This is a genomic window from Hyphomonas sp. (genome assembly GCF_046313735.1).
Taxonomy (GTDB): domain Bacteria; phylum Pseudomonadota; class Alphaproteobacteria; order Caulobacterales; family Hyphomonadaceae; genus Hyphomonas.
Map to the genome: position 1 here is coordinate 25,909 of NZ_JBKBXW010000014.1, position 22,401 is coordinate 48,309.

21 protein-coding genes are annotated in these 22,401 nt (G+C 65.6%); 3 read left to right on the top strand and 18 right to left on the bottom strand.

All coding sequences use genetic code 11. The annotated features are described in order from the left end of the window. Positions 1-47: 47 nt before the first annotated feature. From ACK4SV_RS08485 to ACK4SV_RS08515, 7 genes are all read right to left on the bottom strand, one after another. Positions 48-1,463: a sodium-dependent transporter gene (locus ACK4SV_RS08485; protein WP_409917388.1), complete on the bottom strand. Its 1,416-nt coding sequence runs from the start codon at positions 1,461-1,463 to the stop codon at positions 48-50. Positions 1,464-1,546: 83 nt separating this feature from the next. Then, complete coding sequence (rodA, locus tag ACK4SV_RS08490) at positions 1,547-2,782, bottom strand: rod shape-determining protein RodA (protein ID WP_409917389.1); 1,236 nt, start codon at positions 2,780-2,782, stop codon at positions 1,547-1,549. Next, complete coding sequence (gene mrdA / locus ACK4SV_RS08495) at positions 2,779-4,716, bottom strand: penicillin-binding protein 2 (protein WP_409917390.1); 1,938 nt, start codon at positions 4,714-4,716, stop codon at positions 2,779-2,781. The genes rodA and mrdA overlap by 4 nt, the downstream gene beginning before the upstream one ends. Beyond that, positions 4,713-5,264: a hypothetical protein gene (locus ACK4SV_RS08500; protein WP_409917391.1), complete on the bottom strand. Its 552-nt coding sequence runs from the start codon at positions 5,262-5,264 to the stop codon at positions 4,713-4,715. Before ACK4SV_RS08500 ends, mrdA begins: the two co-directional genes overlap by 4 nt. Then, positions 5,261-6,157 (bottom strand): rod shape-determining protein MreC, encoded by an 897-nt coding sequence (mreC, locus tag ACK4SV_RS08505; protein WP_409917392.1) that lies wholly within the window; start codon positions 6,155-6,157, stop codon positions 5,261-5,263. The genes ACK4SV_RS08500 and mreC overlap by 4 nt, the downstream gene beginning before the upstream one ends. Positions 6,158-6,194: 37 nt before the next feature. After that, positions 6,195-7,235, bottom strand: coding sequence for a rod shape-determining protein (locus tag ACK4SV_RS08510; protein WP_409917393.1), 1,041 nt, complete (start codon positions 7,233-7,235; stop codon positions 6,195-6,197). Positions 7,236-7,731: 496 nt separating this feature from the next. Next, positions 7,732-10,074 (bottom strand): ATP-dependent helicase, encoded by a 2,343-nt coding sequence (locus ACK4SV_RS08515; RefSeq protein ID WP_409917441.1) that lies wholly within the window; start codon positions 10,072-10,074, stop codon positions 7,732-7,734. Positions 10,075-10,234: 160 nt separating this feature from the next. Here ACK4SV_RS08515 and ACK4SV_RS08520 point away from each other — a divergent pair, with 160 nt between their 5' ends. Beyond that, a complete protein-coding gene (locus tag ACK4SV_RS08520; RefSeq protein WP_409917394.1) occupies positions 10,235-10,972 on the top strand; it encodes a hypothetical protein in 738 nt (245 codons plus the stop codon). A 6-nt stretch (positions 10,973-10,978) separates the two neighbouring features. On the opposite strand, the gene ACK4SV_RS08525 is transcribed toward ACK4SV_RS08520, so the two are convergent. Both ACK4SV_RS08525 and ACK4SV_RS08530 read right to left on the bottom strand, forming a co-directional pair. Next, positions 10,979-11,530 (bottom strand): DUF3833 domain-containing protein, encoded by a 552-nt coding sequence (locus ACK4SV_RS08525; protein WP_409917395.1) that lies wholly within the window; start codon positions 11,528-11,530, stop codon positions 10,979-10,981. Between the two features lie 67 nt (positions 11,531-11,597). Further along, positions 11,598-12,704: an NADH:flavin oxidoreductase gene (locus ACK4SV_RS08530; protein WP_409917396.1), complete on the bottom strand. Its 1,107-nt coding sequence runs from the start codon at positions 12,702-12,704 to the stop codon at positions 11,598-11,600. Positions 12,705-12,820: 116 nt separating this feature from the next. On the opposite strand from ACK4SV_RS08530, the gene ACK4SV_RS08535 reads away from it, so the two are divergent. Next, on the top strand, positions 12,821-13,831 hold the full coding sequence (locus tag ACK4SV_RS08535) for a hypothetical protein (protein ID WP_409917397.1): 1,011 nt from the start codon (positions 12,821-12,823) through the stop codon (positions 13,829-13,831). 217 nt (positions 13,832-14,048) lie between these two features. Here the strand turns inward: ACK4SV_RS08535 and ACK4SV_RS08540 are convergent, their stop codons facing one another. From ACK4SV_RS08540 to fumC, 8 genes are all read right to left on the bottom strand, one after another. Next, positions 14,049-14,240 (bottom strand): DUF4169 family protein, encoded by a 192-nt coding sequence (locus ACK4SV_RS08540; protein WP_409917398.1) that lies wholly within the window; start codon positions 14,238-14,240, stop codon positions 14,049-14,051. A 47-nt stretch (positions 14,241-14,287) separates the two neighbouring features. After that, a complete protein-coding gene (locus ACK4SV_RS08545) occupies positions 14,288-14,803 on the bottom strand; it encodes a hypothetical protein (RefSeq protein WP_409917399.1) in 516 nt (171 codons plus the stop codon). A gap of 47 nt (positions 14,804-14,850) precedes the next feature. Continuing rightward, positions 14,851-15,453, bottom strand: coding sequence for a GNAT family N-acetyltransferase (locus ACK4SV_RS08550; protein WP_409917400.1), 603 nt, complete (start codon positions 15,451-15,453; stop codon positions 14,851-14,853). After that, on the bottom strand, positions 15,450-15,746 hold the full coding sequence (locus ACK4SV_RS08555) for an aspartate decarboxylase (RefSeq protein WP_409917401.1): 297 nt from the start codon (positions 15,744-15,746) through the stop codon (positions 15,450-15,452). Before ACK4SV_RS08555 ends, ACK4SV_RS08550 begins: the two co-directional genes overlap by 4 nt. 88 nt (positions 15,747-15,834) lie before the next feature. Further along, positions 15,835-16,134 (bottom strand): CcdB family protein, encoded by a 300-nt coding sequence (locus tag ACK4SV_RS08560; RefSeq protein WP_409917402.1) that lies wholly within the window; start codon positions 16,132-16,134, stop codon positions 15,835-15,837. A gap of 3 nt (positions 16,135-16,137) precedes the next feature. After that, the gene (locus ACK4SV_RS08565; protein ID WP_409917403.1) at positions 16,138-16,362 is read right to left on the bottom strand and encodes a type II toxin-antitoxin system CcdA family antitoxin; all 225 of its coding nucleotides are present in this window, start codon (positions 16,360-16,362) and stop codon (positions 16,138-16,140) included. Between the two features lie 98 nt (positions 16,363-16,460). After that, positions 16,461-16,793 carry a PepSY domain-containing protein gene (locus tag ACK4SV_RS08570; protein ID WP_409917404.1) on the bottom strand — a complete coding sequence of 111 codons (333 nt, stop codon included), beginning with the start codon at positions 16,791-16,793 and terminating at the stop codon, positions 16,461-16,463. 72 nt (positions 16,794-16,865) lie between these two features. Beyond that, on the bottom strand, positions 16,866-18,266 hold the full coding sequence (gene fumC / locus ACK4SV_RS08575; protein WP_409917405.1) for a class II fumarate hydratase: 1,401 nt from the start codon (positions 18,264-18,266) through the stop codon (positions 16,866-16,868). Positions 18,267-18,514: 248 nt separating this feature from the next. Between fumC and ACK4SV_RS08580 the strand changes: the two genes are divergently transcribed. Next, complete coding sequence (locus tag ACK4SV_RS08580) at positions 18,515-20,749, top strand: patatin-like phospholipase family protein (RefSeq protein WP_409917406.1); 2,235 nt, start codon at positions 18,515-18,517, stop codon at positions 20,747-20,749. A 3-nt stretch (positions 20,750-20,752) separates the two neighbouring features. On the opposite strand, the gene ACK4SV_RS08585 is transcribed toward ACK4SV_RS08580, so the two are convergent. Next, a complete protein-coding gene (locus ACK4SV_RS08585; RefSeq protein WP_409917407.1) occupies positions 20,753-22,387 on the bottom strand; it encodes an ATP-binding protein in 1,635 nt (544 codons plus the stop codon). Between the last annotated feature and the right edge of the window lie 14 nt (positions 22,388-22,401).

The window sequence follows — 22,401 nt, forward strand, 5'->3', positions numbered from 1 at the left end:
GATTTCGCTTCGCTCTATCCGCCCTACGGGTTGCGAAGCGACGCCCCCTACTCTTCCGCCTCCCAGTTCGGGCCGAGCAGCACTTCGAGGGCGCCCGGGAGCTGGACGTGGTACTGGTCCTGGATCTTGTCGAGGAAGCCGAAGACCAGGACGAGGCCGATGAAGGGCGGGACGAACCAGCGGATCAGGAACCGCCAGACATTCATGATCATGCCTTCGCCAAGCTCGGAGGTGAGCATGTCGCGGCTGAGGATCCAGCCGGCGAAGATCGCCGCGAGCAGGCCGCCGAGCGGCAGGAGCAGGCCCTCGGTCATGAAGTCCATGAAGTCGAGATAGTCGAGGGAGAAGACATAGGCCGCGCCGACCATGAACAGCACGAAGCCGACCCCGCAGGCTGCGCCGACGCGGGTGACGCCCTGGCGTTCCTCCAGCCATGAGACTGACACTTCCATCAGCGAGATGGAGGAGGTGAAGGCCGCAAACAGCGCGAGCGCGAAGAAGACGATGGCAAACAGGCTGCCGCCGGGGATCGCCTCGAACGCGACGGGCATGGAGATGAAGAACAGGCTGGGGCCGGCGGCTTCATCAAGCCCGGCGGCGAAGACAATCGGGAAGATCGCAAAGCCCGCGATCAGCGCGACGAAGGTGTCAGAGCCCACGATAATGCCGGAGGATTGCGGGATGTTTGTCCGCCGGTCGAGATAGGCGCCATAGGTGATCATCAGGCCGACGCCGACTCCGATGGAGAAGAAGGCCTGGCCAAGAGCGGCGAGGAAGGTCTTGAAGCCGACATCCTCCCATTTCGGCTCAAAGATGAAGGCGGCGGTGCGCGCGACATCGCCATTCGCCATCGAGAAGCCGACCACGACCAGCACCATGATGAAGAAGGCCGGCATGAGGATGGTGGCCACCCGCTCGATCCCCGCCTTCACACCGCGGCCGACGATGAAGATGTTGGCTGCGATGAACAGGCCAAGCAGCATCAGGATGTACCATTTCGAGCTCATGGGCATGTCGCCCTGCCCGATGGTGTTGAGGAAGTTCTGCGCGGATTCGTCCGCCGTCGTGCCGTGCAGGTCGCCGCCAACGGCCTGGATCAGGTAAGCGAGCAGCCAGGTGGAAATCACCATGTAGAAGGTGAGGATGAAGAAGGCGGTGAGCGAGCCGACCCAGGCAATGATGCCCCAGTTCTGGCTCTTGCTTTCGGCGCGGGCGAGCGACTGGACGCCCTCGACCGCCGACATGCCGGATTTGCGGCCCATCGAGTATTCCGCCATCAGCAGCGGCAGGGCGATCAGCAGGACGCAGAGAATGTAGATGATGATGAAGGCGCCGCCGCCATTCTGGCCGGCCGTGTAGGGAAAGCGCCAGAAATTGCCGAGGCCGACGGCGGAGCCGACCGCTGCCATGATGAAGCCGAACCTGGAGCCCCAGGTTTCAGCCTTGCGGCCAATGTCTGCCATGAATCACGCTCCCCGGGGCACTGTTTGGCGTGACGTTACCGGCCACGGGGCAAAAATCAACGCGATACGCTGCGCAAGCGGGGTCAGATAAGGCCCCGGGCGGTGAGCTTCTCGCCCTGATGGACATGCGCCGAGATAATCAGGCCGAAACAGGCCATGACGGTGAGCAGCGCGGTGCCGCCATAGGAGATGAACGGCAGCGGCATTCCGACGACCGGGAGCAAGCCGATCACCATGCTGATATTGAAGATGGCGAAGAAGGCGACGGTGGAGGCCGCCCCGCAGGCAGCCAGCCGCCCGAACCAGCTGCGACAGCGCAGGGCGGCGAGGAATGACCACACGAGCAGGAAGGCGAAGGCCGTCAGAAGCGCGGTTGCGCCGATCAGGCCGAATTCCTCCGCAATCACGGTCAGGATGAAGTCGGTATGCTGTTCGGGCACATAATCCTGCTGCGACTGGATGCCCTGAAGATAGCCCCTGCCCCGCACGCCGCCCGCGCCGATGGCAATCTTGGCCTGTTCGATCTGGTAGCTCTCGCCGAGGCCATTGGTCGGCTCGCCCGTCAGGCCCGCGATGAAGGTGTCGACCCGCTCGCGCTGATAGGGGGCGAGGATGAACAGGTAGAGCGCCGGAACCGAGGCGATGCCGAGCGCCAGGACGCTGCCGACGATCCTGAGCGACAGGCCGGCAAAGAAGATGAGCATACAGCCGGACGCAACGAGCGCGAGCGTGGTGCCAAGGTCCGGCTGCTTGAAGACGAGCGCGGCGGGCACGAGGATGATGCCGAGGGCGCCCAGATGGGTCAGCAGGCCGGGCACGTGATTATTGGTGCTGAACACGGTGTGATAATAGCGGGCGAGCGCCATCGTGATGGTGAGTTTTGCGAGCTCCGAAGGCTGGAGCATCATGCCGCCAATGCGGATCCAGCGCTGCGCGCCGCCGCCCATGACACCGAACTGATCCACAAGGATCAGGAGGACAAGCGTGGCGAAATAGGCCGGAAAGGCAAGCGCCGCCCAGACTTTCAGCGGCGTCAGCGCGAGCACCAGTAGAAGGACGAGGCCGATGCCGAAACGGACAAGGTGGTTGCGCCAGAGGTCGGCCTCTGCGGGGTTCGGCGCCTGGGCAACCGGATCCCAGGCGGTGGAGAACAGCATCGCCGCGCCGGTCAACGCCATCGCGCTGATCACGAGGATGGTGCCCCATGGCAGGCGCGCGAGCTTGGCGAGCGGCCCGAAGGTTGCGAACTGCAGGTCCGAACTGGCGATACGGGTGCGCGCCTCGCCCCGGGTGAAGCCTGTATATCCCTCGCGGCTCATGCAGGATCCCCGTCAGGGGAAGTGCCGGTCGCGGCTTGTTGCTGGTATTTGGGCGTGCGCCCACTGTCGAGGCGCAGGGCCGCCGCCATGATGTCGCGCGCGACGGGCGCTGCGGTGCGCGAGCCGCCCTCACCATGCTCGACGATGACAGAGACGGCGTATTTGGGATCATTGTGCGGCGCATAGCCGACGAACAGGGCGTGGTCACGCAGCTCGCGGGCGATGTCATCCCCGCCGCGCACCCGTCCTGCGGCGCGCTCGGCAGCCGTGATGCGGCGCACCTGGGCGGTGCCGGTCTTGCCGGCCATGCGGGGCCCGCCGAGCCCGAGATCGCCGGAGCGTACGGCTGTCCCGCCACCTTCAGAGGTCACGCCATACATGCCGCGCTTCTGGATCTCCATGATCGCAGCATCGAGCGGGCCATCGAGGGTTGCATCATTCGTCTCCGGGCCGAGGCCGATCATCCGGGGACGGAGCGCTGCACCGCCCGACGCGATGCGCGCGGTCATCAGGGCAAGCTGCAGCGGCGTGGTGCCAAGCTGGCCCTGGCCGATGCCGAAGTTGAGGGTTTCGCCTTCGAACCAGGGTTCGCCGCGCACGCGCTGTTTCCAGTCAGGATCGGGCACAAGGCCGGCGCGCCCGCCAGTCATGCCCAGCACGAACGCCTCGCCGAAGCCGAACCTGTGCGAGACTTCGGCAATCTTGCGCACGCCGGTCCGCCGGGCGATCTCGTAGAAATACACGTCGCAGGACTGTTTGATGCCCTCATGCATGTCCATGGAGCCATGGCCGCCGCGTTTCCAGCAATGCCAGGTGCGGTTGCCGAAGCGGTAATGGCCGGGGCAGCGCACCCGGTCTGACGGCTTGACGACGCCCGCTTCGAGCGCGGCGGTGGCAACCACCATCTTGAAGGTCGAACCCGGCGGGTAGACGCCGCCATGCGCGCGCGGATAGAGCGGCGCGCGCGGGTCATCACGCAGAAGCGCATAGTCTGCGCCGGAAATGCCGTTGACGAAACTGTTCGGGTCGAAGGCCGGGGTGGAGACCATGGCGAGGATATCGCCGGTAGCGACTTCCATCAGGACCGCTGCGCCGCTTTCGCCCTCGAAACGCTCGATCGCGATGCGCTGTAGCTCGGCGTCGATAGTGACGTAGAGGTCCTTGCCCGGCACGGCGGCCTGGCGGGGGTCCTGTTCGGGTTCCCAGAGCGGGCGGCCATGGGCGTTGGCGACGACCCGGCGGCGTCCGGGGCGGCCGCGCAGCCAGTCTTCTGCGAAGCGTTCCATGCCCTGCCGGCCGGTGCGCATATCGGGATGGCGGAACATTTCCTGATAGGTGCGCCGGTCTTCCGGGCCGAGCCCTTCTGTCAGGCGTTCGAGATCCTCTGCGCTGGCGCGCGCGACATAGCCGAGAACGTGGGCGAAATCCCGACCGCGCGGATAGGAGCGCGTCGAGGCCATCTGCACATCGACGCCGGGCATCTCTGCCGCGTGCACCTGCATCCGGGAGAAATCCTCATAGGTCAGCTCCTGCGCGACGATGACGGGCAGGAAGGCCGCATTGCGCCGGCGGGCGTTGCGGATGTCGTCGAGGATGCGCTGGGCGCGCGCGTCCGGAAGTTCGATGAGCCGCGAGATCTGCGCCAGCGTTGCGACCGGATCGGAGAGCTGTTCCGGGATCACGGTCACCCGGCCCGCCTGGCGCTGGGAGGCAAGCGGGCGGCCGAACCGGTCGAGGATCTGGCCCCGCTCCGGCGGGGCCATCACCAGCTTGATGTGATTGGCGGCGGCAAGGCGCTGATACCGTTCGCGCTCCAGATATTGCAGCTGGAACAGCCGCGCGACGAGCCCGGCCCAGACCACACCCCCAACGCCTGCTGCAATGAACAGGCGGCGGTCGAACACGTCATCGGCGTTTTTGTGCTTCCGGCTCATTCGCTCTGCCCTGGCCTTTCGCCCGGCCGGCGTCCGAGATCGAACATCCGCCAGGCTGCAAGATAGAAGACGCCGGTCGTTGCGACCGACATGAGGATCGGCGAAGACCGCACGGGCTGGTTCGTCGTGACGCTGGCGAACACCCAGACCATCAGGAAGGCCGCCGCGAGCATGAAGACCGGCCCGGCGGCTGCCACGAGGGCATCGCGCATCCCGTCTGTCTGCTCGGTAATGAAGGCGCTGAGGCCGTAGACGGCGAGGTTGATCACCGCGAAACAGCCAAGCGGCGCATTCGAGACGATGTCCTGCATCAGCCCGAACAGAAGCAGCAGGACCATCGGGCGGACGGACAGGCCGGCCCGGCCCCACCCCATGGCGCCCCAGAGCGCCGCATAAGGCCAGGCAATCGTCACGCCGAAGAGTTCGCGCGGAAGCATCCCGATCGTGCCGGCGAGCGCGATGAAGAATGCACCGAAAGCGAGCCGGGCGCTGGGCGCAAGGCCGCTCCAGATGGATTTGGGCTTCCTGCCAAGGGCGAGACGGTTCATGGGGCCCCTCCCCCTTGCTGGACGGCTCCGACGCCGGCTTCGCTGACCGCTTCGGCGGGCGGAGACTCAGGCGGAGGTTCTGGCACAGGCTGCGGGATTTCCGGCGGATAGATCATGCGGACATAGCCGCCCGGATGCTCCCGCATGGCGAGGCGCACGCGCCAGCTGCCGCCTTCCTTGCGGGCCGTGCCGACCACGAGTCCGCGCGGATAGGCGCCGCCATCGCCAGAGGTGAGGATGCGCTCGCCTTCGATGAAATCTGTCTCTTCCGGCATGTCGCTGAGGCGGCCGGCCTCGCGGTCCTGGCCGTACATGATGCCGCGCACGCCGCTGACTTCGCCCATCACCGGCAGGCGGCTCGAATAATCACTCACCAGGAGAATGCGCGCCGACCGCTCGCCGAGATGGATCACGCGGCCGACAAGGCCGCCTTCATTGACGGCGACAGAGCCGGGCGCGACGCCCTGCAGCCGGCCGGCATTGGCGAGCAGGGTCTGCGAGAACGGGCCATCGACCTCGGTCATCACGCGGGCAGTGACGCCGCGCTCCGGCGGCTCGCCCATCAGGTTCAGGATGCGCTCATAGGCTTCCAGCCGGTCGGCCATCGAAATGGCAGCGGCCTTGTAGCGGGCAAGGTCGCGCACCTCGCCTTCGAGTTCGCGGATGCGCCGCTCGCGGACGGCCTGGCCGGTGATACGGGCCCAGAGGCCGATCTCGTCTGGGGCGCGCAGCCGGTCGCTGACCGTGGTGCGGGCGGGCACGAAGAAGTTGCTGATCTGCGGCGCGCTCTGCGCGACCACGAGCGCAAGGGCCACGGCGATGAGCACGCCGAGCACCAGCCTGCGGGCCCCGCGGCCGGCTGTTTTCTGACCTGAGCGGCCAAAGCGCGCCATGTGTCTGGCTCCCTCGCCGATCCGCGCTGCCCGCGACTCAGACCTCCGGGCAGAGGACGCTTTTCATTTTTGAATAATTTTCGAGCACATGGCCACACCCGTTGACCACACATTTCAGCGGATCGTCTGCGATCATCACCGGAAGCTGGGCCTGGTTGCGGATGACGGTGTCGAGATTTCGCAGCAGCGCGCCGCCGCCGGTGAGCACGATGCCGCGGTCGACAATGTCCGCCGCCAGTTCCGGCGGCATGGCTTCGAGCGCGATTTTCACCGCGTCCACGATGTCGGTCACAGGCTCTTTCAGGGCTTCGGCGATCATCGCCTCAGTGATCTCGGTTTCCTTCGGAACGCCGTCCAGCGTGCCGCGGCCGCGCACGGTCAGCGCCATGCCGGTGCCGTTTTCCGGCGGCAGGGCGGTGCCGATTTCCTTCTTGATCCGCTCGGCAGACATTTCGCCGATGAGGATTTTCTGCTCGCGGCGTAGATAGTTGACGATGGCCTGGTCCATCTTGTCGCCGCCGACGCGCACCGAGCGGGAATAGACAATGCCGCCAAGCGACAGGACCGCGACTTCCGAGGTGCCGCCGCCGATATCGACGACCATGGAGCCGGCCGGATCATCAATCGGCAGGCCGGCGCCGATGGCGGCTGCCATGGGCTCCTCGATCAGCTCGACATGACGGGCGCCGGCGGCAAGGGCCGACTGGTGGATGGCGCGGCGCTCGACGCTGGTAGCGGAGCTTGGCACGCAGATGATGATGAGGGGGGAGACGAAGGCGCGGCGATTGTGCACTTTCCGGATGAAGTGCTTGATCATCTCCTCGGCGACTTCGAAGTCCGCGATAACGCCGTCGCGCATGGGGCGGATTGCCTCCATGTTCACGGGCGTCTTGCCGAGCATGTTCTTGGCCTGCTCGCCGACGGCATAGACGATCTTGCGGCCGCCCTGCGTCATGTAGGCGACGACAGACGGCTCATCGAGCTGGACGCCCTGACCCTTCACATAGACAAGGGTGTTGGCGGTCCCGAGGTCGATGGCCATGTCTGTGGACAACAGGCCGAGAAGGCTACCGATCATGCTGTTATCAGCTCTTTCCTATACGGTCCGGATCGTACCGTCCGGGTTTGCGCGCACGTGTGATACCAGCCCCGTACACCATCTGCCGTTAACGCCCCATTAAAGCAAGAGTCCGGGCTCAGTTAAACGGAACGAGTCGTACATATGCGTGAAATCTGTTGCAAACAGGCGCTTTCTTGCGATGCTGAGTGGAGATTCGAGCAGGCCCCTCAGGGGTTATGGTACAGTTCGTTCCGATTTTCTTAACCGTTCGGGGTGGCCGATTCAGGAATTCGGGGGGCTATCTGGCGCGGCGAGGCGGGCGCCGCCTGCGCAGATGACCGGCAGGTGAACGCCGCGTTCGGATTTCGTCGGGTTGCCATATGAGAGGGTTCACCTGCAGCGCCGGGCGGCCCGCAGTGTTTCCTCCCAGCCCCTGAAGCAGCGCGAACAGCGGAGCCGGCCCATCCTCCCCCTCGGCCGCCCCGCCTGAGCCCGGCGCTGCACCCCTTGCCGCTCAGGCAGCTGTCACGAAGGTGGCGATGACTTTCTTGCGGCCGGACTTGTCGAAATCGACGGTCAGCTTGTTGCCCTCGCTGAAGGCGACCCGGCCATAGCCGAACTTCTCATGAAAGACGCGAGCGCCGGTCCTGAAGCCGGAGGCGCCGGTGTCGGTGGCGGTGAGGCCGGAGGCGTCGCGCGGCGGGGCGCCGGTGGGCCGGGCCGCATTCTCCTTCAGCCGCTTCCAGCCGGGGCTCTGATAGTCGGAGCGCTCGCCAAGGTCCTCCACCGTGCCAGTGAAGGCGGTTGTCCCCGCAGGCAGGCCGGAATAGCCGGTCTCGGACACGGCATCGACGTGTTCAGGCGGCAGTTCGTCAATGAACCGGCTGGGCATCACGGCCTGCCAGCGGCCATAGATCTGCCGGTTGGCGACGAAGGAGATGTAGCAGCGCGCCCGCGCGCGCGTGATGCCGACATAGGCGAGGCGGCGCTCTTCCTCGAGCCCTTTGAGGCCGCTTTCGTCGAGGCTGCGGCGGGAGGGGAAGACTTCCTCCTCCCAGCCCGGCAGGAACACCATCGGCCATTCGAGGCCCTTGGCGGCATGGAGCGTCAGGATCTGGACCTGGTCCTCCCCTGCCCCGCCGGCGGCGACATCCATCACCAGTTCCACATGCTCCAGGAAGCCTGCGAGGCTGTCGAACTCGCCCATCGCGCGGACGAGTTCCTTGAGGTTGTCGAGCCGGCCCTGCGCCTGCGGGCTGCGGTCCTTCTGCAGCATGTCCGTATAGCCGGACTCCTCGAGGATCATCTCGGCAAGCTCGGTATGGGGCATGCCGTCTGCGAGGCGGCCGCGCCAGAAATTGATCTGGTCGATGAACTGGGTGAGGCCGCGCTTTGCCGGGCCTTTGATCTCGTCAGTCTGCAGCACCAGCGGCGCCAGCGTGAAGAGGCTGCGCCCATCGGCGCGGGCATAGGCCTGCAGCTTGGCAATGGAGGAATCCCCCACGCCCCGCTTCGGCTCGTTCACAACACGCTCGAAGGCGAGGTCGTCATCGGGGGAGCGGATGAGGCGGAGATAGGCGAGGGCATCGCGGATCTCGGCGCGCTCGAAGAAGCGCGGGCCGCCGATGACGCGGTAGGGAATGCCCAGCAGGATGAAGCGCTCCTCGAAGGCACGCATCTGCCAGGAGGCGCGCACGAGGACCGCGCAATCATCATGCCGCCCGCCCGCGCGCACCCAGCTTTCGATGTCGTCGGCGATCAGGCGGCTTTCCGCCTCCCCGTCCCACAGGCCGCGCACGCGCACCTTCGAGGCATCCGGGTCGGCGGCGAGGGCATTGTCATCGCCGACATACAGCGTCTTGCCGAGGCGGCCGCGATTGTGCGCGATGACGCCGGAGGCGGCCGCGAGGATATGATGGGTGGAGCGGTAATTCCGCTCCAGCCGGACGACCTTGGCGCCGGGAAAGTCCTTCTCGAAGCGCAGGATGTTATCCACCTCTGCGCCCCGCCAACCATAGATTGACTGGTCGTCATCGCCCACGCAGCAGATATTCTTCGAGCCCTGCGCCAGAAGGCGCAGCCAGAGATATTGGGCGACGTTGGTATCCTGATACTCATCGACCAGGATATAGCGGAACCGGTCGTGATATTCCTTAAGGATATCAGGGTTCTGCTGAAAGATCGTGATGTTGTGGATCAGCAGGTCGCCGAAATCGCAGGCATTCAGCACTTTCAGCCGCGCCTGGTAGATCTCATAGCATTTAATGCCCTTGCCATTGCCGAACAGGGCGGCGTCCTCGGCGGGCACCTTGTCCGGGGTGAGCGCCTTGTTCTTCCAGTTGTCGATCAGGCCGGCGAGATAGCGCGGCGCCCAGCGTTTCGGGTCGAGGCCCTCGGCCTGCACGATCTGCTTGCAGAGGCGGACCTGGTCATCGGTATCGAGGATGGTGAAGCTGGATTTCAGGCCGGCGAGTTCGGCATGCCTGCGGAGGATCTGCGCCGAGATGGAGTGGAAGGTGCCGAGCCATCTGAGGCCCTCGCCGGCCTCGCCGAGCAGGGCAAGCGCGCGTTCGCGCATCTCGCGGGCCGCCTTGTTCGTGAAGGTCACCGTCAGCGTCTGCGAGGGCCAGGCGAGCCGCGTCGCCACGATATGCGCCAGGCGTGCTGTCAGCACACGGGTCTTGCCCGTGCCGGCGCCGGCGAGGACCAGCAGCGGGCCTTCGGTGTGCAGCACGGCTTCGCGCTGCTCCGGATTGAGGCCGCCGAGATAGGCGGCCTGCCCGGTGGGCGCGGGCGGGCGGGCGGCGGCCATCTGGCTGATCGACAGGCGATTCGGATTGGAACTCATGGCGAACATATAGCAGGGGGCGCCCGTGAAGACACCCGCCCGCTGCGCGGCTTCGGCCCCTTCCCCCCTGAACAGGCAATTGGCAAGCGTAGCGCCCTGCGCGAGCTTCAGGCGGCGCTGACCCGATTCGGGGCGGGCTTGCGCCTTGATCTGAAGAGGGGGAGCTGCCATGGCACGCAAGGATGAGACCACCGCGCGGGAGGATTTCCGCTATGGCGGGCTGCAGGTTTTCACCTCTGCCTTCCTGATCGGCCTGATGGCGCTGATGATGCTGATGTTCGTCTGGCTGGCGGCGGAGATTACCGTGGGCGGCGATCTGGTGTTCGGCCTCTCCCTTTTTGGGGCGTGTCTTCTGTTTGTTGCCCTCAGCCGCATCATGGTGCGCGATTTCATCTTCCGCAGCCGCTGGCGTATCCAGCTGGGGCCGGAGGAGGCCTGGTTCAGCCTGCCGGTCTGGCGGCTCTTGTCCGGGCCAGAGCCAAGCCTGGTGGGCCCCCTCGCCTATTCTTCCATCGCGGCCATCGAGTGGCGCGAGGAAGCGATGCGCAGCCTGGGGCTGACCGCGCTGAACCGGGTTTATGCCATCCGGCTGAAATCCGGCGGGGTGATCGCGCTCGGCGAAGACCGGCCAGTGGCAGACACTGGTCAGTATACGGCGCTTGCCGGCGACGCCGCGCGCGCCCTTGCAAACCGCGCCCGCGTCCAGCTGGTGGAACGTCCGATGGCGGAGGGAAAGACTGGCTTCCTCACCCTTTGGGGCAATGAGCGCGCGCCCTGGCCGGAGGATGACACGCCCGGCGCGCTGAGCGAAGAGGATGAGCGCGGCATACGCCGCGGGCTGGCGCTGACGCAGTTTGTGCCGATCGCTGCCTTCGCGATAATTATCCTTGTGCGGATTTTTGGCTGAGCCGGCTCAGGGCTTCCTGAAGGCGATGGTCACCTGGCCGATCTCGACGCCGAAGCGGGTGACATAGGCGCGGTTGATCAGCACGCCGTCTTCCATCAGGAACATCCAGTCATTGAAGCCGACATTCCAGACAGAGTCGCCGACTTTCAGGTCGACCTTGTATTTCCAGTTGAAGGCGTTGCCGGTGACCTGCCCTTCGGCATAGCCCGGCACGTCGCCAGCAGTGCCCCGGTAGCGGCCATTACCCAGGATGTCGATTTCCCAGATGCGGGTGTCGAGCTCGCCATCATCATAGACGAAATGCTCGGTGAGGGTCAGGCGGTTGCCCTCGACCTCTCCGAGGATATCGACCGTGAACTGACGGCGGACATTTCGGAACCTGTCCTCGAACAGACCATAGGCGCGCGTCTCCCCAAGGAAGTAGTCTTCCAGCACCAGCTGCCGCGGGGCGCCCTCGAAACGGACCAGCTGGGCCGGGCCGGGTGTGGCGCAGCCGGTGGCGGCGGCAGTTGTGAGGCCCGCCGCCAGGACAGGCGCGACAAGGCGTGCATTGCGCATGAGCAGGGGCTCCGTGCTGAGAGTCTGTGCTGTCAGTACGAAGCCCGCGCCTTGCCGGATTACAGCATCAGTAAAGCGTCGCCAGTGCCTTGGCGTCGTAGTCGGCGATTTCGCTGACGCGGCCTTCCTTGACCTTGGTGGCCCATTCGGGGTCCTGCAGGAGGGCGCGGCCGACGCCGACGAGGTCGAATTCGCCCCGGTCCAGCCGCGCTTCGAGGTCGTCCATCGAGCGCTGGCCGGCGCCCTGACCGGCGAAGGCATAGATGAAGTCGCCATTCAGGCCGACCGAGCCGACGGTGATCGTGGGAAGGCCGGTGAGCTTCTTCGCCCAGCCGGCGCCGTTGAGACCATTCTCGCCATCGATTTCCGGGAATTCCGGCTCCCAATAGCGGCGCTGCGAGACGTGGAGACAGTCCACGCCGGCATCGACGAACACTTTCAGGAAGGCTTCCAGCTCCTGCGGCGTGGGCGCGAGGCGGGCGGTGTAATCCTGCTGCTTCCACTGCGAATAGCGCAGGATGATCGGATAGTCCGGGCCGACTTTCCTGCGGATCTCGCGGATGATGTCGCCTCCGAAGCTCGCGCGCTCGGGCAGGCTGCCGCCATATTTGTCGGAGCGCTTGTTCATCGCGTCCCAGAAGAACTGGTCGACGAGGTACCCATGCGCGCCGTGGATCTCCAGTGTGTCGAAGCCGAGGCGTTTGGACTCCGCCGCTGCATCGGCAAAGGCCATGACCATATCGTCCACTTCCGCGCTGGTGGGCTCGGGCAGCACCTGCTTGCCGGTATGGGTGATGCCGGAGGGGCTGTCGGTCGGCGCGTCCGGTTCCGGCCCGGTGCCGGCCTTGCGCACCATGCCCTGGTGCCAGATCTGGGGCGCGATAGCCCCGCCATTGGCGTGGACCTTGGAGACGACGCGCGCCCAGCCGGCCAGCGCATCGGCCTTGTAGAAATTCGGAACGTTGGGATCGTTGGACGAGCCGCCCCGGCGCACAGTGGTGCCTTCGGTGACAATCAGGCCGACATCGGCGGCGGCGCGGCGGGCATAGTAATCGGCCACATCCTCCCCCGGAACACCGCCCGGAGATTTCGAGCGCGTCATGGGCGCCATGACGATGCGGTTCTTGAGGTCCAGATTCTTCAGCCGGAAAGGCGTGAACAGGGTGCGCGTCATGGGAAGTGTCCTTCAAATGCTCGCAGCAGAAGTGGGCGGGTCCTGTTTCGCCGTCAACCATTGACGTAACGGCCAGTCAGCGGCACGGCTGAAGCGACACTTGAGGGGGGGCTCACTTGAAACATTTCCTGCCGGTTGCCATTGCGCTCCTGTCCGCTGCCGCGTGCCAGACGCCAGGCTATGAATACAGCGCCCGCGCCGCGCCGAACTTTCCCGAAGCCCTGAATTACACCGATGTGTCAGTGGGGCGGTTCCGGGGGCCGGCCTCGGATGTGGCGGAAGCCGGGTTCCAGGCGCTGATCGAGGACGCCGAACTCGGCGGGCAGCGCTGGTTCACGAACACGCAGTCGCGGCGCCCGCAGGGGATCTATGAAGGCGAAGTCTTCATCACCGGGTTCCGGCGCGAGACGCGGCTGCAGCGCGAACGCCGCTGCGACACGCACCGGGGCCTGTTCAGCTGCGAGACCTATGTGGTGGTTGAGCAGCGCTGCCCGAAGGACATTGTGGATGTGTCGGTTGCTGCCACGCTGGTCGATTTTGCGAGCGGCCGGCCGGTCTTTACGGCCGAAAGGGGCGCCGGGGCGGAGCGCGAGGAGTGCTTCGACATCGCGGTCTATCCTGACACCGGGCAGGCAACCGGCGCGGTGGGCGAGACAGTGAACGAAACCTTCAACCTGCGGGACGCGCCCGTGGGGCTTGTGGCCGATGCCGTGGCCGCTGCGATACCGGGATTCCGGTTCGACATCGCGCCGTACATGACCACGCTTCGGGCCGAGATCGTCAGCAAGCCGCTGGTGCCCGAGGAGGCGTCTGACTACCGGTTCGAGGCGGCTGTGAAGGCAACCCGGCGCGGCGAGATCATCGGCGCCTGCGCGCAATGGCAGGAGCTGGCCGCCGCCTACCCGTCTGCGCCGGGTATCCTGCACAATTGGGGCGCCTGTACCGAGGCAAGGGGCGACCTGGCCGGGGCGCACACCCTTTATGCACGATCCGCGGAGATTGCCCGGGGCATTCCCCTGCTGCGTGACCGGGATGCGCGGCCGATTTTCGATGCGCTGGCCCGTGTTTCACGCGGCCGGTATGAGGATCAGCTGATTGACGGGGCGAGGAACCCGGCGGGCTATTGAGGGGCGCGCAGAATAGCCGCTACCAGCCCTGAAAGACACCGATGAGAGGAATGCCAGCGGCGCTCGCCTCGGCCGCGATGCCCCAGAGGATGCCCGAGCCGAAGGCCGCAAAGGCAAAGGCCGTCTTCTGCATCACACGCTTCAACATCGGGTCACGGGTCCCTGACTGACACAACACTGTCATGTCCGTGCAAGGCCCGCGCCTGTCAATTCTTTTTTAACCCTCCCCGGAGGGCTCCGTGCGCCGGTGCGCGTCCGTGAGTTTGGCGAGCTTTTCGGCGCGGGCCGCTTCCAGTTGCTTCTCCGCCTTGGTGCGGCCGAATTTGGCGCGATTTTCCTTCGCGCGCTGTTCCTTTTCGGATTTCGCCTTTGCCTTGCGGGCCTTGTTGAGATTGATCGGCGTGGTCATGATCCCTGCACTCTGCCTCTTGTCCCGAACTCCGGGCGGCGTCCGCTTCAGTAAGCCTGTTGAAGCCATTCACTTTCTGAACTGAGCAAATCGCGTATGATTTCAACGTTCTCTTCGGTTGCCGTCTGTTCCGGCCATGCCTTCGGGGCTTGCCCGGTCCCCCAACTGCCATGTCCTGCCTTCACACAGACGGTATCGAAATAGGTGAGGTATTCATTGTATTGGCGCCGCTGCGCCCGGAAGGCGGCGTAGGCCGAGTTGAGGCCTGTCGATTCATTGTGATTTCGGGTCATTGCCGGATTGCGGCGAACGCAGCCTTCGGATTCACCCTCGGCGCAGACCCATTGTCCCGAATTGGAGAGCGCATCAAGACGAGCCGCAATACGGTCCATCCGCTCATGCAGCGCCGATTGGCTCTCAGCGGCGCGCTGGTGCAGCGTCGTCAGTTCGCCGAACCTGTGCTCGCAGCGCGAGCCATCATCAGCGCCTTGCGGCAGGCCGGGCGGCGCGAGGAGGCAGAGGCTGGCAGCGAACGCCAGAATGCGCAGAGAGTGCCGCTTCATCTGGTATCCTCACGATTGGCCCGGAAACGGGTCATATGCGCAATGTCCTAAGGACCTTGCCGGAAGCCTGCAAGACGCGCATCGAGCCGGACCTTCACTTCCGGCCATTCCCGGTCGAGGATGGAGAAGAATACCGTATTGCGCACGAAGCCATCCGGCAGGGTGCGGTGATTGCGCAGCACGCCTTCTTTCTGAGCGCCGAGTTTCAGGACACCGGCCTGCGAACGCTGGTTGCGCTCATCCACCTGGAACTGCACGCGCCGCGCGCCCCAGGCTTCAAAGGCATGGCCCAGCAGGAGGCGTTTGGCAGACGGGTTGACGGCAGTGCCCTGCGCTTCGGGCGCATAGCATGTCATGCCGATTTCGACGGATTTGTTGGTTTCGCTCGGGTCCAGGTAGCTGGTGATGCCGAGGAAATTACCCGTATCCGGCGCTGTGACGGCGTAGGCGATCATGCTTCCGTCACTCGTCCGCCTGCGGATTGTCTCGATCCAGCCGCCGACCCAGTCGCCCGGCCCGCGGAAGGACCAGAGCCGGAAGATGTCCGGCGCACGTTCCGCAAGGGCATGAAGCTCACCGCCATCCGTCTCCGGATCAAACGTCCGGAGGCGGATGAAATCGTTCACGAGCGCCGGGACAGCGAGGCTCATTCCTTGTGGGAGTCCCGCCATTGTTCCATGGCCAGCGAAATGGCGAAGGTCTCGCGATATTTCGGGCTGGAGGCCGGACGCGGAGGCTTGGCCGCCGTCAGCGCCATGATCTCGGCGAGCTTGTTATGCGCCGCGCCCGACTGGCCGGCGCCGATATAAGCATGCAGCTCGACCAGCGCCGAAGAGAGCGGATCGTGCGCGCGAATGACGAAATAGGGCTCGTCCTCGGCGAGCTTCGGCAGCACATCGAACTGGGACGGGTTGGATTTCGAGCCGATCGGGGGCTTGGACATGGGGCGTGCCTTTCCGGACATGAAGTGATTCTTCTGGAGCCACTCTAGCCCCGCCCCGCCCCGCCGTCAGCCGGGCATTGCGGCGGCGTCAGATGCCGAAGAACAGCCGGTTGATGGCATTCGCGATGGGGTATTCGTGGGCGGTGAGTGTCGTCACCTGCTGGCCAAGTTCCTTGACCGGGATAGCTGCCATCTGCTCGGTCGCGAGCGCGAATCGGGTTTCGCCGAAATCGAATACCGGGTTGAGCCCCTCGGCGACGGCGAACCGGGAAGTATCGAGCAATGGCGCGGCAACGACAGAGCTGGCTTCCGCGATCAGGGGATGGCTCAGGATCAGGACCAACCTGTCAGGCTGCTTCCGGAGCGTGAAGACCGCCAGGTAATCCATGCTTCAGAACATCCGGAGGCCGTCGGACCAGAGCCCCTCTTCCTCGATCTGCCGGGCCTTGGCCTGAAGCGCAGCCTTGTTCTCCTCCGCCCAGCGCCGCATTTCCTCGGCACGGGTTTCGAAGCGGATAGCTTCTTCAGCGACAGCTGACAGGTTGATGCCGGCAGCCTTGGCCTTTGCGACAAGGTCTTTGTCGAGCGTAAGGCTCACCCGGGTCTTGTTGGCCATAGCTGCCTCCGCACGCCGATTATGCGTATGAACTATACGTATGTACCATGCGTATGGCCAGCCCGCACACCTGCTCGTCGCGGTTGAGACTTCCGCACCTAGTTCGGGCGGCGGTCGTCGCTGCCGCTGTGGCGCGTGCCCGGCCCGTAGCGCTCGACCTTGACGACCTCGCCCGTGCGCCCATCGACGGAAACTTCGATCTTAATGCCGGAGGCGTCGACGCCTTCCATCTTCCAGACGCCGCGGCGGGCCTTAGTCTCGTAGATCTGCACCATGCCTTCGGCGCGGGCGATCGCGGCGGCCTCGCCTTGGGTCACCGCGAAGCCGGCCGCCGGGCGGCTGTCATCCCCGCCCCGGTGGGCAAGCGCTGCACCGGCCGGCGCGGCTGCGATGATGGCGGCCAGAATGAGTGTCCGAACCTGTGAGCGCATGGCGGGTTTCCTCCCTTTGAACCTCTCCGGGCAGGTCTAGACCTGCCCGGACAACGCGGCATGAACAGGCATTCAGGCCGGATCCGGCCCGATCATCTTCTCCGGGCGGACGATGTTGTCGAAGTCTTCTTCGGAGATGCCCAGCGCGAGGGCCTCTACCTTCAGGGTCGTGCCGTTCTTGTGGGCGTTCTTGGCGACCTTGGCGGCGAGGTCATAGCCATACTTTTCCTTCAGCGGCGTCACCAGCATCAGCGAGTTTTCAAGGCCGCGCTGGATGTTGTCGAGGCGCGGCTCGATGCCCACGACGCAATTCTCGGTGAAGGACACGGCCGCATCTGCCAGCAGGCGCACCGACTGGAGGAAGTTGTACGCCATCATCGGGTTGAAGACGTTGAGCTCGAAATGGCCCTGGCTGCCGGCAAAGGCGATGGCGGCATTGTTGCCGAGGATGTGCGCGCAGACCTGCGTCAGCGCCTCGCACTGGGTCGGGTTCACCTTGCCCGGCATGATGGAGGAGCCCGGCTCATTCTCCGGCAGCGCCAGTTCGCCAAGGCCCGAGCGGGGGCCTGAGCCGAGGAAGCGGATATCGTTGGCGATCTTGAACGCGCTCATCGCCACGGTCGTGATGGCGCCATGCGTGAACACCATCGCGTCATGTGCGGCGAGGGCCTCGAACTTGTTCGGGGCGGTGGTGAATTTGAGGCCGGTGATCTGCGCGATCTTGTCCGCCACCATCTCGGCAAAGCCGGCGGGTGAGGCGAGGCCGGTGCCGACCGCCGTGCCGCCCTGGGCAAGCTCCATCAGCATCGGCAGCGTCATCTCGATGCGCTGGATGCCGTTCTCGATCTGCTTCGCATAGCCGGAGAATTCCTGGCCGAGCGTGACGGGCGTTGCATCCTGCGTATGCGTGCGGCCGATCTTGATGATGTCTTTCCAGGCCTCGGCCTTGTCGTTCAGGGCGTTGCGCAGCGTCTGCAGCGCCGGGATCAGCCGGTGGACGACTTCCTCGGCGCAGGCGATGTGCATCGCAGTCGGGAAGGTGTCGTTCGACGATTGGGACATGTTCACATGATCGTTCGGGTGGACGGGCTTCTTCGAGCCCATCTCCCCGCCGAGCATCTCAATCGCGCGGTTCGAGATCACCTCATTGGCGTTCATGTTCGACTGCGTGCCCGAGCCCGTCTGCCAGACGACGAGGGGGAAATGCGCATCCAGCTTGCCCTCGATCACCTCCTCGGCGGCCCTGACGATCACCTTGCCGATCTCGGCGTCCATCTTGCCGAGGGCCATATTGGTCTCGGCGGCGGCCTTCTTGACGATGCCGAGCGCGCGAATCACCGGGGCGGGCTGGCGCTCCCAGCCGATCTTGAAGTTCCCCAGCGAGCGCTGCGCCTGCGCGCCCCAATACTTGTCCGCCTCGACCTCGATGGGGCCGAAGGTGTCAGACTCGGTGCGGGTGGGGGTCGTGGCCATGGGCGGGGCTCCTGAAGCGAGGATGGGTCTATATCGCCGCGCGGTGTAGCCCCCTGCTGGGGAGGCATCAAGGGCTTGCACGGCTGCGCCCACGGTGCAAAGTCCCTTTATGCCCTTGGTAAAACATGGGGTGTATGAACGGCGCGGCTTCCCGCCCAAACCGTTGATTTCAGGGGTTGTCCTCATTTTCTTCCAGACCACGAGCGCCTTGCTTGCCTTCGCGCCGGGCCTGCTGCAGGAGCATCACCATGTCCTTGCCTGACCGCAGACTTTCCGCAGCCCGGCGCCTGACCCGGCTGGCCGTGCTTGCGGCGGGATGGGCAATGGCCGCTGGCGCAGCTGTCGCGGACGAGACAGAAACCACCCCTGAGAGACCGAAGATCGCACTCGTCCTGTCTGGCGGCGGCGCGCTGGGGCTGGCGCATGTCGGCGCGATCCAGGAACTGGAAGCGATGGGCCTGCGCCCCGACATGGTGGTCGGCACCTCGATGGGCGCCGTCATCGGCGGGCTCTATGCCTCCGGCATGAGCAGCGAGGCCCTCGCCGAGGCGGTCGAAAGCGCGGACTGGGCCGGCATCTTCAATCCCGCCCCGCAGCGCCGGCGGCTGACCTTCCGGCAGAAACAGCAGCAGGCGGATTTTCCGGGTACGGCGAGCCTCGGCGTTTCGGGCGCGGGCCTTATCCTGCCGACAGGCGCGGTGTCCGACCAGACGCTGATGAAGGAGCTGCGCCGCTTCACCCCCGCCCGCATGGCAATGGAGAGTTTTGACGACCTGCCGATCCCCTTCCGTGCGGTGGCGACGGATATCGCGACCGGGGAAGCCGTGATCCTGGACCGGGGCGAACTGCCGATGGCGATGCGGGCATCCATGTCCGTGCCCGGTGTATTTGCCGCCGTGCCTCTGGATGGGCGCCTGCTGGTCGATGGCGGACTGGCGGCGAACATTCCGGTGAGTGTGGCGCGGGAGATGGGCGCTGATATCGTCATCGCGGTCTGGACACCGAACGAGCTCCTGCCGCAGGAACAGATCGGATCAGTCGTCAGCGTGCTCTCACAGACCGTCAGCCTGCTGATCCTTGCAAATGAGCGGGCGGAAACGGCCGCTATGCTGCCGGATGACATCCTGCTCCGCGTTGACACCGGCAAGATCGGCCCGACGGCGTTTACCCGCAGCGGCGAATTGTTCGCCGCCGGGCGGGCTGCTGTTACCGGCGAAATGGCGCGCCTGTCTGCGCTGGCGGCGGAACGCCCCGCACCGCCGGAGAGGCCCCGCGAGCCGGACCCGCGGGTCATATCCTTCGTCCGTATCGAGAATACATCGCGGCTGAGCCAGTCCCTGCTGGAAGCGCGCACCCTGCCCCTGCTTGGCCAGCCGGCGGATCCGGCCGAGATCAATGAAGTGATCGATGACATCTACGCCCTCGGCCCGTTCGAGCGGGTGGACTATACCCTTGCCGAGCAGGACGGCCTGTCGGGGCTTGTTCTGCGTGCGGAGGACTTACGCCCGGATGCCGGGCGGCTGCGCCTTGGCCTGATCGTCGAGAGCGACTTCAATACGGAGTCCGACGCCTCGGTCTCGACTGATTATCGCAGCCCTGCGCTGGACGCCTATGGCTCGGAAATCCGCGCGCTGGCGACCATCGGAGACCTCGCCGAGTTGGGCCTCGAATACTTCCGGCTGCTGGAGCCGGAGCAGAGCTGGTTTGCCTCCGCCCGCATCGGCGCGCGCAAACGGCCGGTGAACATCTTCTCGGAGCGCGGTTTCAAGACCGGCGCCTATGACCTGACCTACGGCCTCGCCGCACTGGACATCGGGCGGCAGTTCGGCAATTTCGCAGAAATCCGTGTCGGGACAGAATTCGGCACCGGCGAGGCGAAGTTGCGGGAAGGTGTCGCGCCTGTTGACGGAACCGGAGTGAACATTGGCCGGCTGACAGCGTCAGCGGGGTTCGACACGCTCGATGATCCGTTCTTCCCGCGCGAGGGCCAACAGGGAACCTTGCGCTATGCTTACGGACTTGAGGCCCTTGGCGAACGGCAGGACTTCCAGACGATCAGCCTGTCCGGCCTGACAGCGGTCAGCCGCGGCCAGCATACGCTGATGGGGTCCCTGTCAGGAGGCTTCCTGCTGGACGGCACATCCCCATTCGACGCTTCTTACCGGGTTGGCGGATTGTTCAGCCTGTCAGGATACCGGCTGGAGGAATTGACCGGCGAAAACTACCTCGCGGGAAGGATTGTCTATCGCTACGCGATCGGCGGGGGCCAGCCAGCCCTGTTCGGCGTGCCATTGTTTGTAGGCGGATCTGTCGAGGCCGGCGAAGCCTGGTCACGGACGGAGAGTTTCACGCTGGAAGACCTGCGATTTGGCGGCAGTGTCTATACCGGGACCCATACAGCGCTCGGGCCGATCTACCTCGCTTTCGGACGCTCCGAGGGCGGACGGCAGACGGCCTATCTCGTCATTGGACGGACGTTCTGAGCGTCAGCTGGCCGTCGCGCGCGTCTCGCGGCCCGCTGAGATGACCGCATCGGCAAGCGCCGCCACCAGGTGGCGCGGGCGGACCGGTTTCTCGACCAGGCTGGAATAGCCGGCACGCTCGCAGGCAAGGCGCCGTTCCGGGCTGAGATCTGCGGTGACGGCGAGCACAGGCACGCTGCGATTTGGGCTGGATGCGGACCGCGCGGCCCAGAGGACGCTGTCCCCGCCCCCGCCCGGCATGTGAACGTCGGTGAGGATCGCCTGATAGCGGCGCACTGCGATGCGCGCTGCCGCTGTCGCCGCATCGGGCGCAACCTCGACGCGCCATCCGGCAGCGATCAGGGCTTCGCGCATGACGAAGGCGGTCGTCTCATGGTCTTCCGCAATCAGCACTTCGCCGAGGCTGAAGCTCGCCGGGCGCGCGGGCACGGGGTTGTCGACGGCGAGGCGCGGGCCTGCCTTGCGCACCGGCACAGCCACCGTGAAGATGCATCCGCCGCCGGGATTGTCGGCAAGCGCGATGTCCCCGCCGAGGCGGCGGGCGAGCGCGCGGGCGATCGCAAGGCCGAGGCCCGCGCCGCCGGCGGCGTCGGCGGTCATCTCGCCGCCCTGCTCGAAGGCTTCAAACAGGCGGGCCTTGTCCGCATCGGAAATCCCGCGGCCAGTGTCTGTCACGGTCATGATCAGGGAGAGCTCGTCGCCGGCGGGCTCGGTGTAGAGCTGCACTGTGACATGGCCCCGCTCCGTGAACTTCACGGCATTGCTGACGAGATTGAACAGGATCTGGCGCAGGCGCGCGGCATCGCTCTCGATGCGGGCCTCGGCGTTGCGGGCCACCGCCATGCGCAGGGCGACGCGCTTGGCATCCAGGCGCGGCTGCCAGAGGTCGCGCGTCTCGCCGGCAAACTGGCGCAGGTCGAAGGGCTGCAGGGAGACCGTGAGCTTGCCCGCCTCGATACGGGAGAGGTCAAGAAGGTCATTCAGCAGGCGCTCGAGGTGCTGGCCGCTGCCAGCGATCGTCTCGGCGAGACGGCGCAGGTCAGAATTCGGGGCCTGTTCGGAGATTAGGTCTGCAACGCCGAGGATTCCGGTCAGCGGCGTGCGGATCTCGTGGCCGATGAAACCGAGCAGGCGGGCACGGCCTTCGGCGATTGTCTTCAGTTTCGATTCAAGGGCTGTCACCTGCGCCTGCGCCTTGTGCTGGGCGCGGGCGCGGGCGGTGTTTTCCTCGGCAACGGCCTTGAGGATCGAGGAGGGCGCGGCGATACCGGCATAGGCGCCATCCTTCAGCACGATGACGCCATCGGTCAGCGCGCTCGTGCCCTTCTCTGCGGCCTGCTTGGCGATCAGGGCGACGGGGGTGGAGCCCTCTGCGATGACTGGGTGCGGGCTCGCGAGATGAATCACGGGCCGGGACATGAAGATGTCGCGCCCATTGGGGCCGGCGAGCCCCTCCATGAAGCGGGCGCGCGTCACATGGCTGATCCCGGCTGCCCCGCCCTCTTCCGCGCCTGCGCGCAGGATCGGCAGGGCGAACATCGCCGGATCGGACAGGAACAGGGAGAGCGCAGCCCCGGCCATCGTGGAGGACGGGACCGGCGGGACGGCGAGGGCGATTTCTTGGAGGCGAACTGGCATGAAGACCGGAGCGT

What these genes read in the sequence shown, in the direction of transcription:
- ACK4SV_RS08485 (WP_409917388.1), bottom strand. Translation starts at nt 1,463, where the DNA reads ATGGCAGACATTGGCCGCAAGGCTGAAACCTGGGGCTCCAGGTTCGGC.
- rodA (WP_409917389.1), bottom strand. Translation starts at nt 2,782, where the DNA reads ATGAGCCGCGAGGGATATACAGGCTTCACCCGGGGCGAGGCGCGCACC.
- mrdA (WP_409917390.1), bottom strand. Translation starts at nt 4,716, where the DNA reads ATGAGCCGGAAGCACAAAAACGCCGATGACGTGTTCGACCGCCGCCTG.
- ACK4SV_RS08500 (WP_409917391.1), bottom strand. Translation starts at nt 5,264, where the DNA reads ATGAACCGTCTCGCCCTTGGCAGGAAGCCCAAATCCATCTGGAGCGGC.
- mreC (WP_409917392.1), bottom strand. Translation starts at nt 6,157, where the DNA reads ATGGCGCGCTTTGGCCGCTCAGGTCAGAAAACAGCCGGCCGCGGGGCC.
- ACK4SV_RS08510 (WP_409917393.1), bottom strand. Translation starts at nt 7,235, where the DNA reads ATGATCGGTAGCCTTCTCGGCCTGTTGTCCACAGACATGGCCATCGAC.
- ACK4SV_RS08515 (WP_409917441.1), bottom strand. Translation starts at nt 10,074, where the DNA reads ATGTTCGCCATGAGTTCCAATCCGAATCGCCTGTCGATCAGCCAGATG.
- ACK4SV_RS08520 (WP_409917394.1), top strand. Translation starts at nt 10,235, where the DNA reads ATGGCACGCAAGGATGAGACCACCGCGCGGGAGGATTTCCGCTATGGC.
- ACK4SV_RS08525 (WP_409917395.1), bottom strand. Translation starts at nt 11,530, where the DNA reads ATGCGCAATGCACGCCTTGTCGCGCCTGTCCTGGCGGCGGGCCTCACA.
- ACK4SV_RS08530 (WP_409917396.1), bottom strand. Translation starts at nt 12,704, where the DNA reads ATGACGCGCACCCTGTTCACGCCTTTCCGGCTGAAGAATCTGGACCTC.
- ACK4SV_RS08540 (WP_409917398.1), bottom strand. Translation starts at nt 14,240, where the DNA reads ATGACCACGCCGATCAATCTCAACAAGGCCCGCAAGGCAAAGGCGAAA.
- ACK4SV_RS08545 (WP_409917399.1), bottom strand. Translation starts at nt 14,803, where the DNA reads ATGAAGCGGCACTCTCTGCGCATTCTGGCGTTCGCTGCCAGCCTCTGC.
- ACK4SV_RS08550 (WP_409917400.1), bottom strand. Translation starts at nt 15,453, where the DNA reads ATGAGCCTCGCTGTCCCGGCGCTCGTGAACGATTTCATCCGCCTCCGG.
- ACK4SV_RS08555 (WP_409917401.1), bottom strand. Translation starts at nt 15,746, where the DNA reads ATGTCCAAGCCCCCGATCGGCTCGAAATCCAACCCGTCCCAGTTCGAT.
- ACK4SV_RS08560 (WP_409917402.1), bottom strand. Translation starts at nt 16,134, where the DNA reads ATGGATTACCTGGCGGTCTTCACGCTCCGGAAGCAGCCTGACAGGTTG.
- ACK4SV_RS08565 (WP_409917403.1), bottom strand. Translation starts at nt 16,362, where the DNA reads ATGGCCAACAAGACCCGGGTGAGCCTTACGCTCGACAAAGACCTTGTC.
- ACK4SV_RS08570 (WP_409917404.1), bottom strand. Translation starts at nt 16,793, where the DNA reads ATGCGCTCACAGGTTCGGACACTCATTCTGGCCGCCATCATCGCAGCC.
- fumC (WP_409917405.1), bottom strand. Translation starts at nt 18,266, where the DNA reads ATGGCCACGACCCCCACCCGCACCGAGTCTGACACCTTCGGCCCCATC.
- ACK4SV_RS08580 (WP_409917406.1), top strand. Translation starts at nt 18,515, where the DNA reads ATGTCCTTGCCTGACCGCAGACTTTCCGCAGCCCGGCGCCTGACCCGG.
- ACK4SV_RS08585 (WP_409917407.1), bottom strand. Translation starts at nt 22,387, where the DNA reads ATGCCAGTTCGCCTCCAAGAAATCGCCCTCGCCGTCCCGCCGGTCCCG.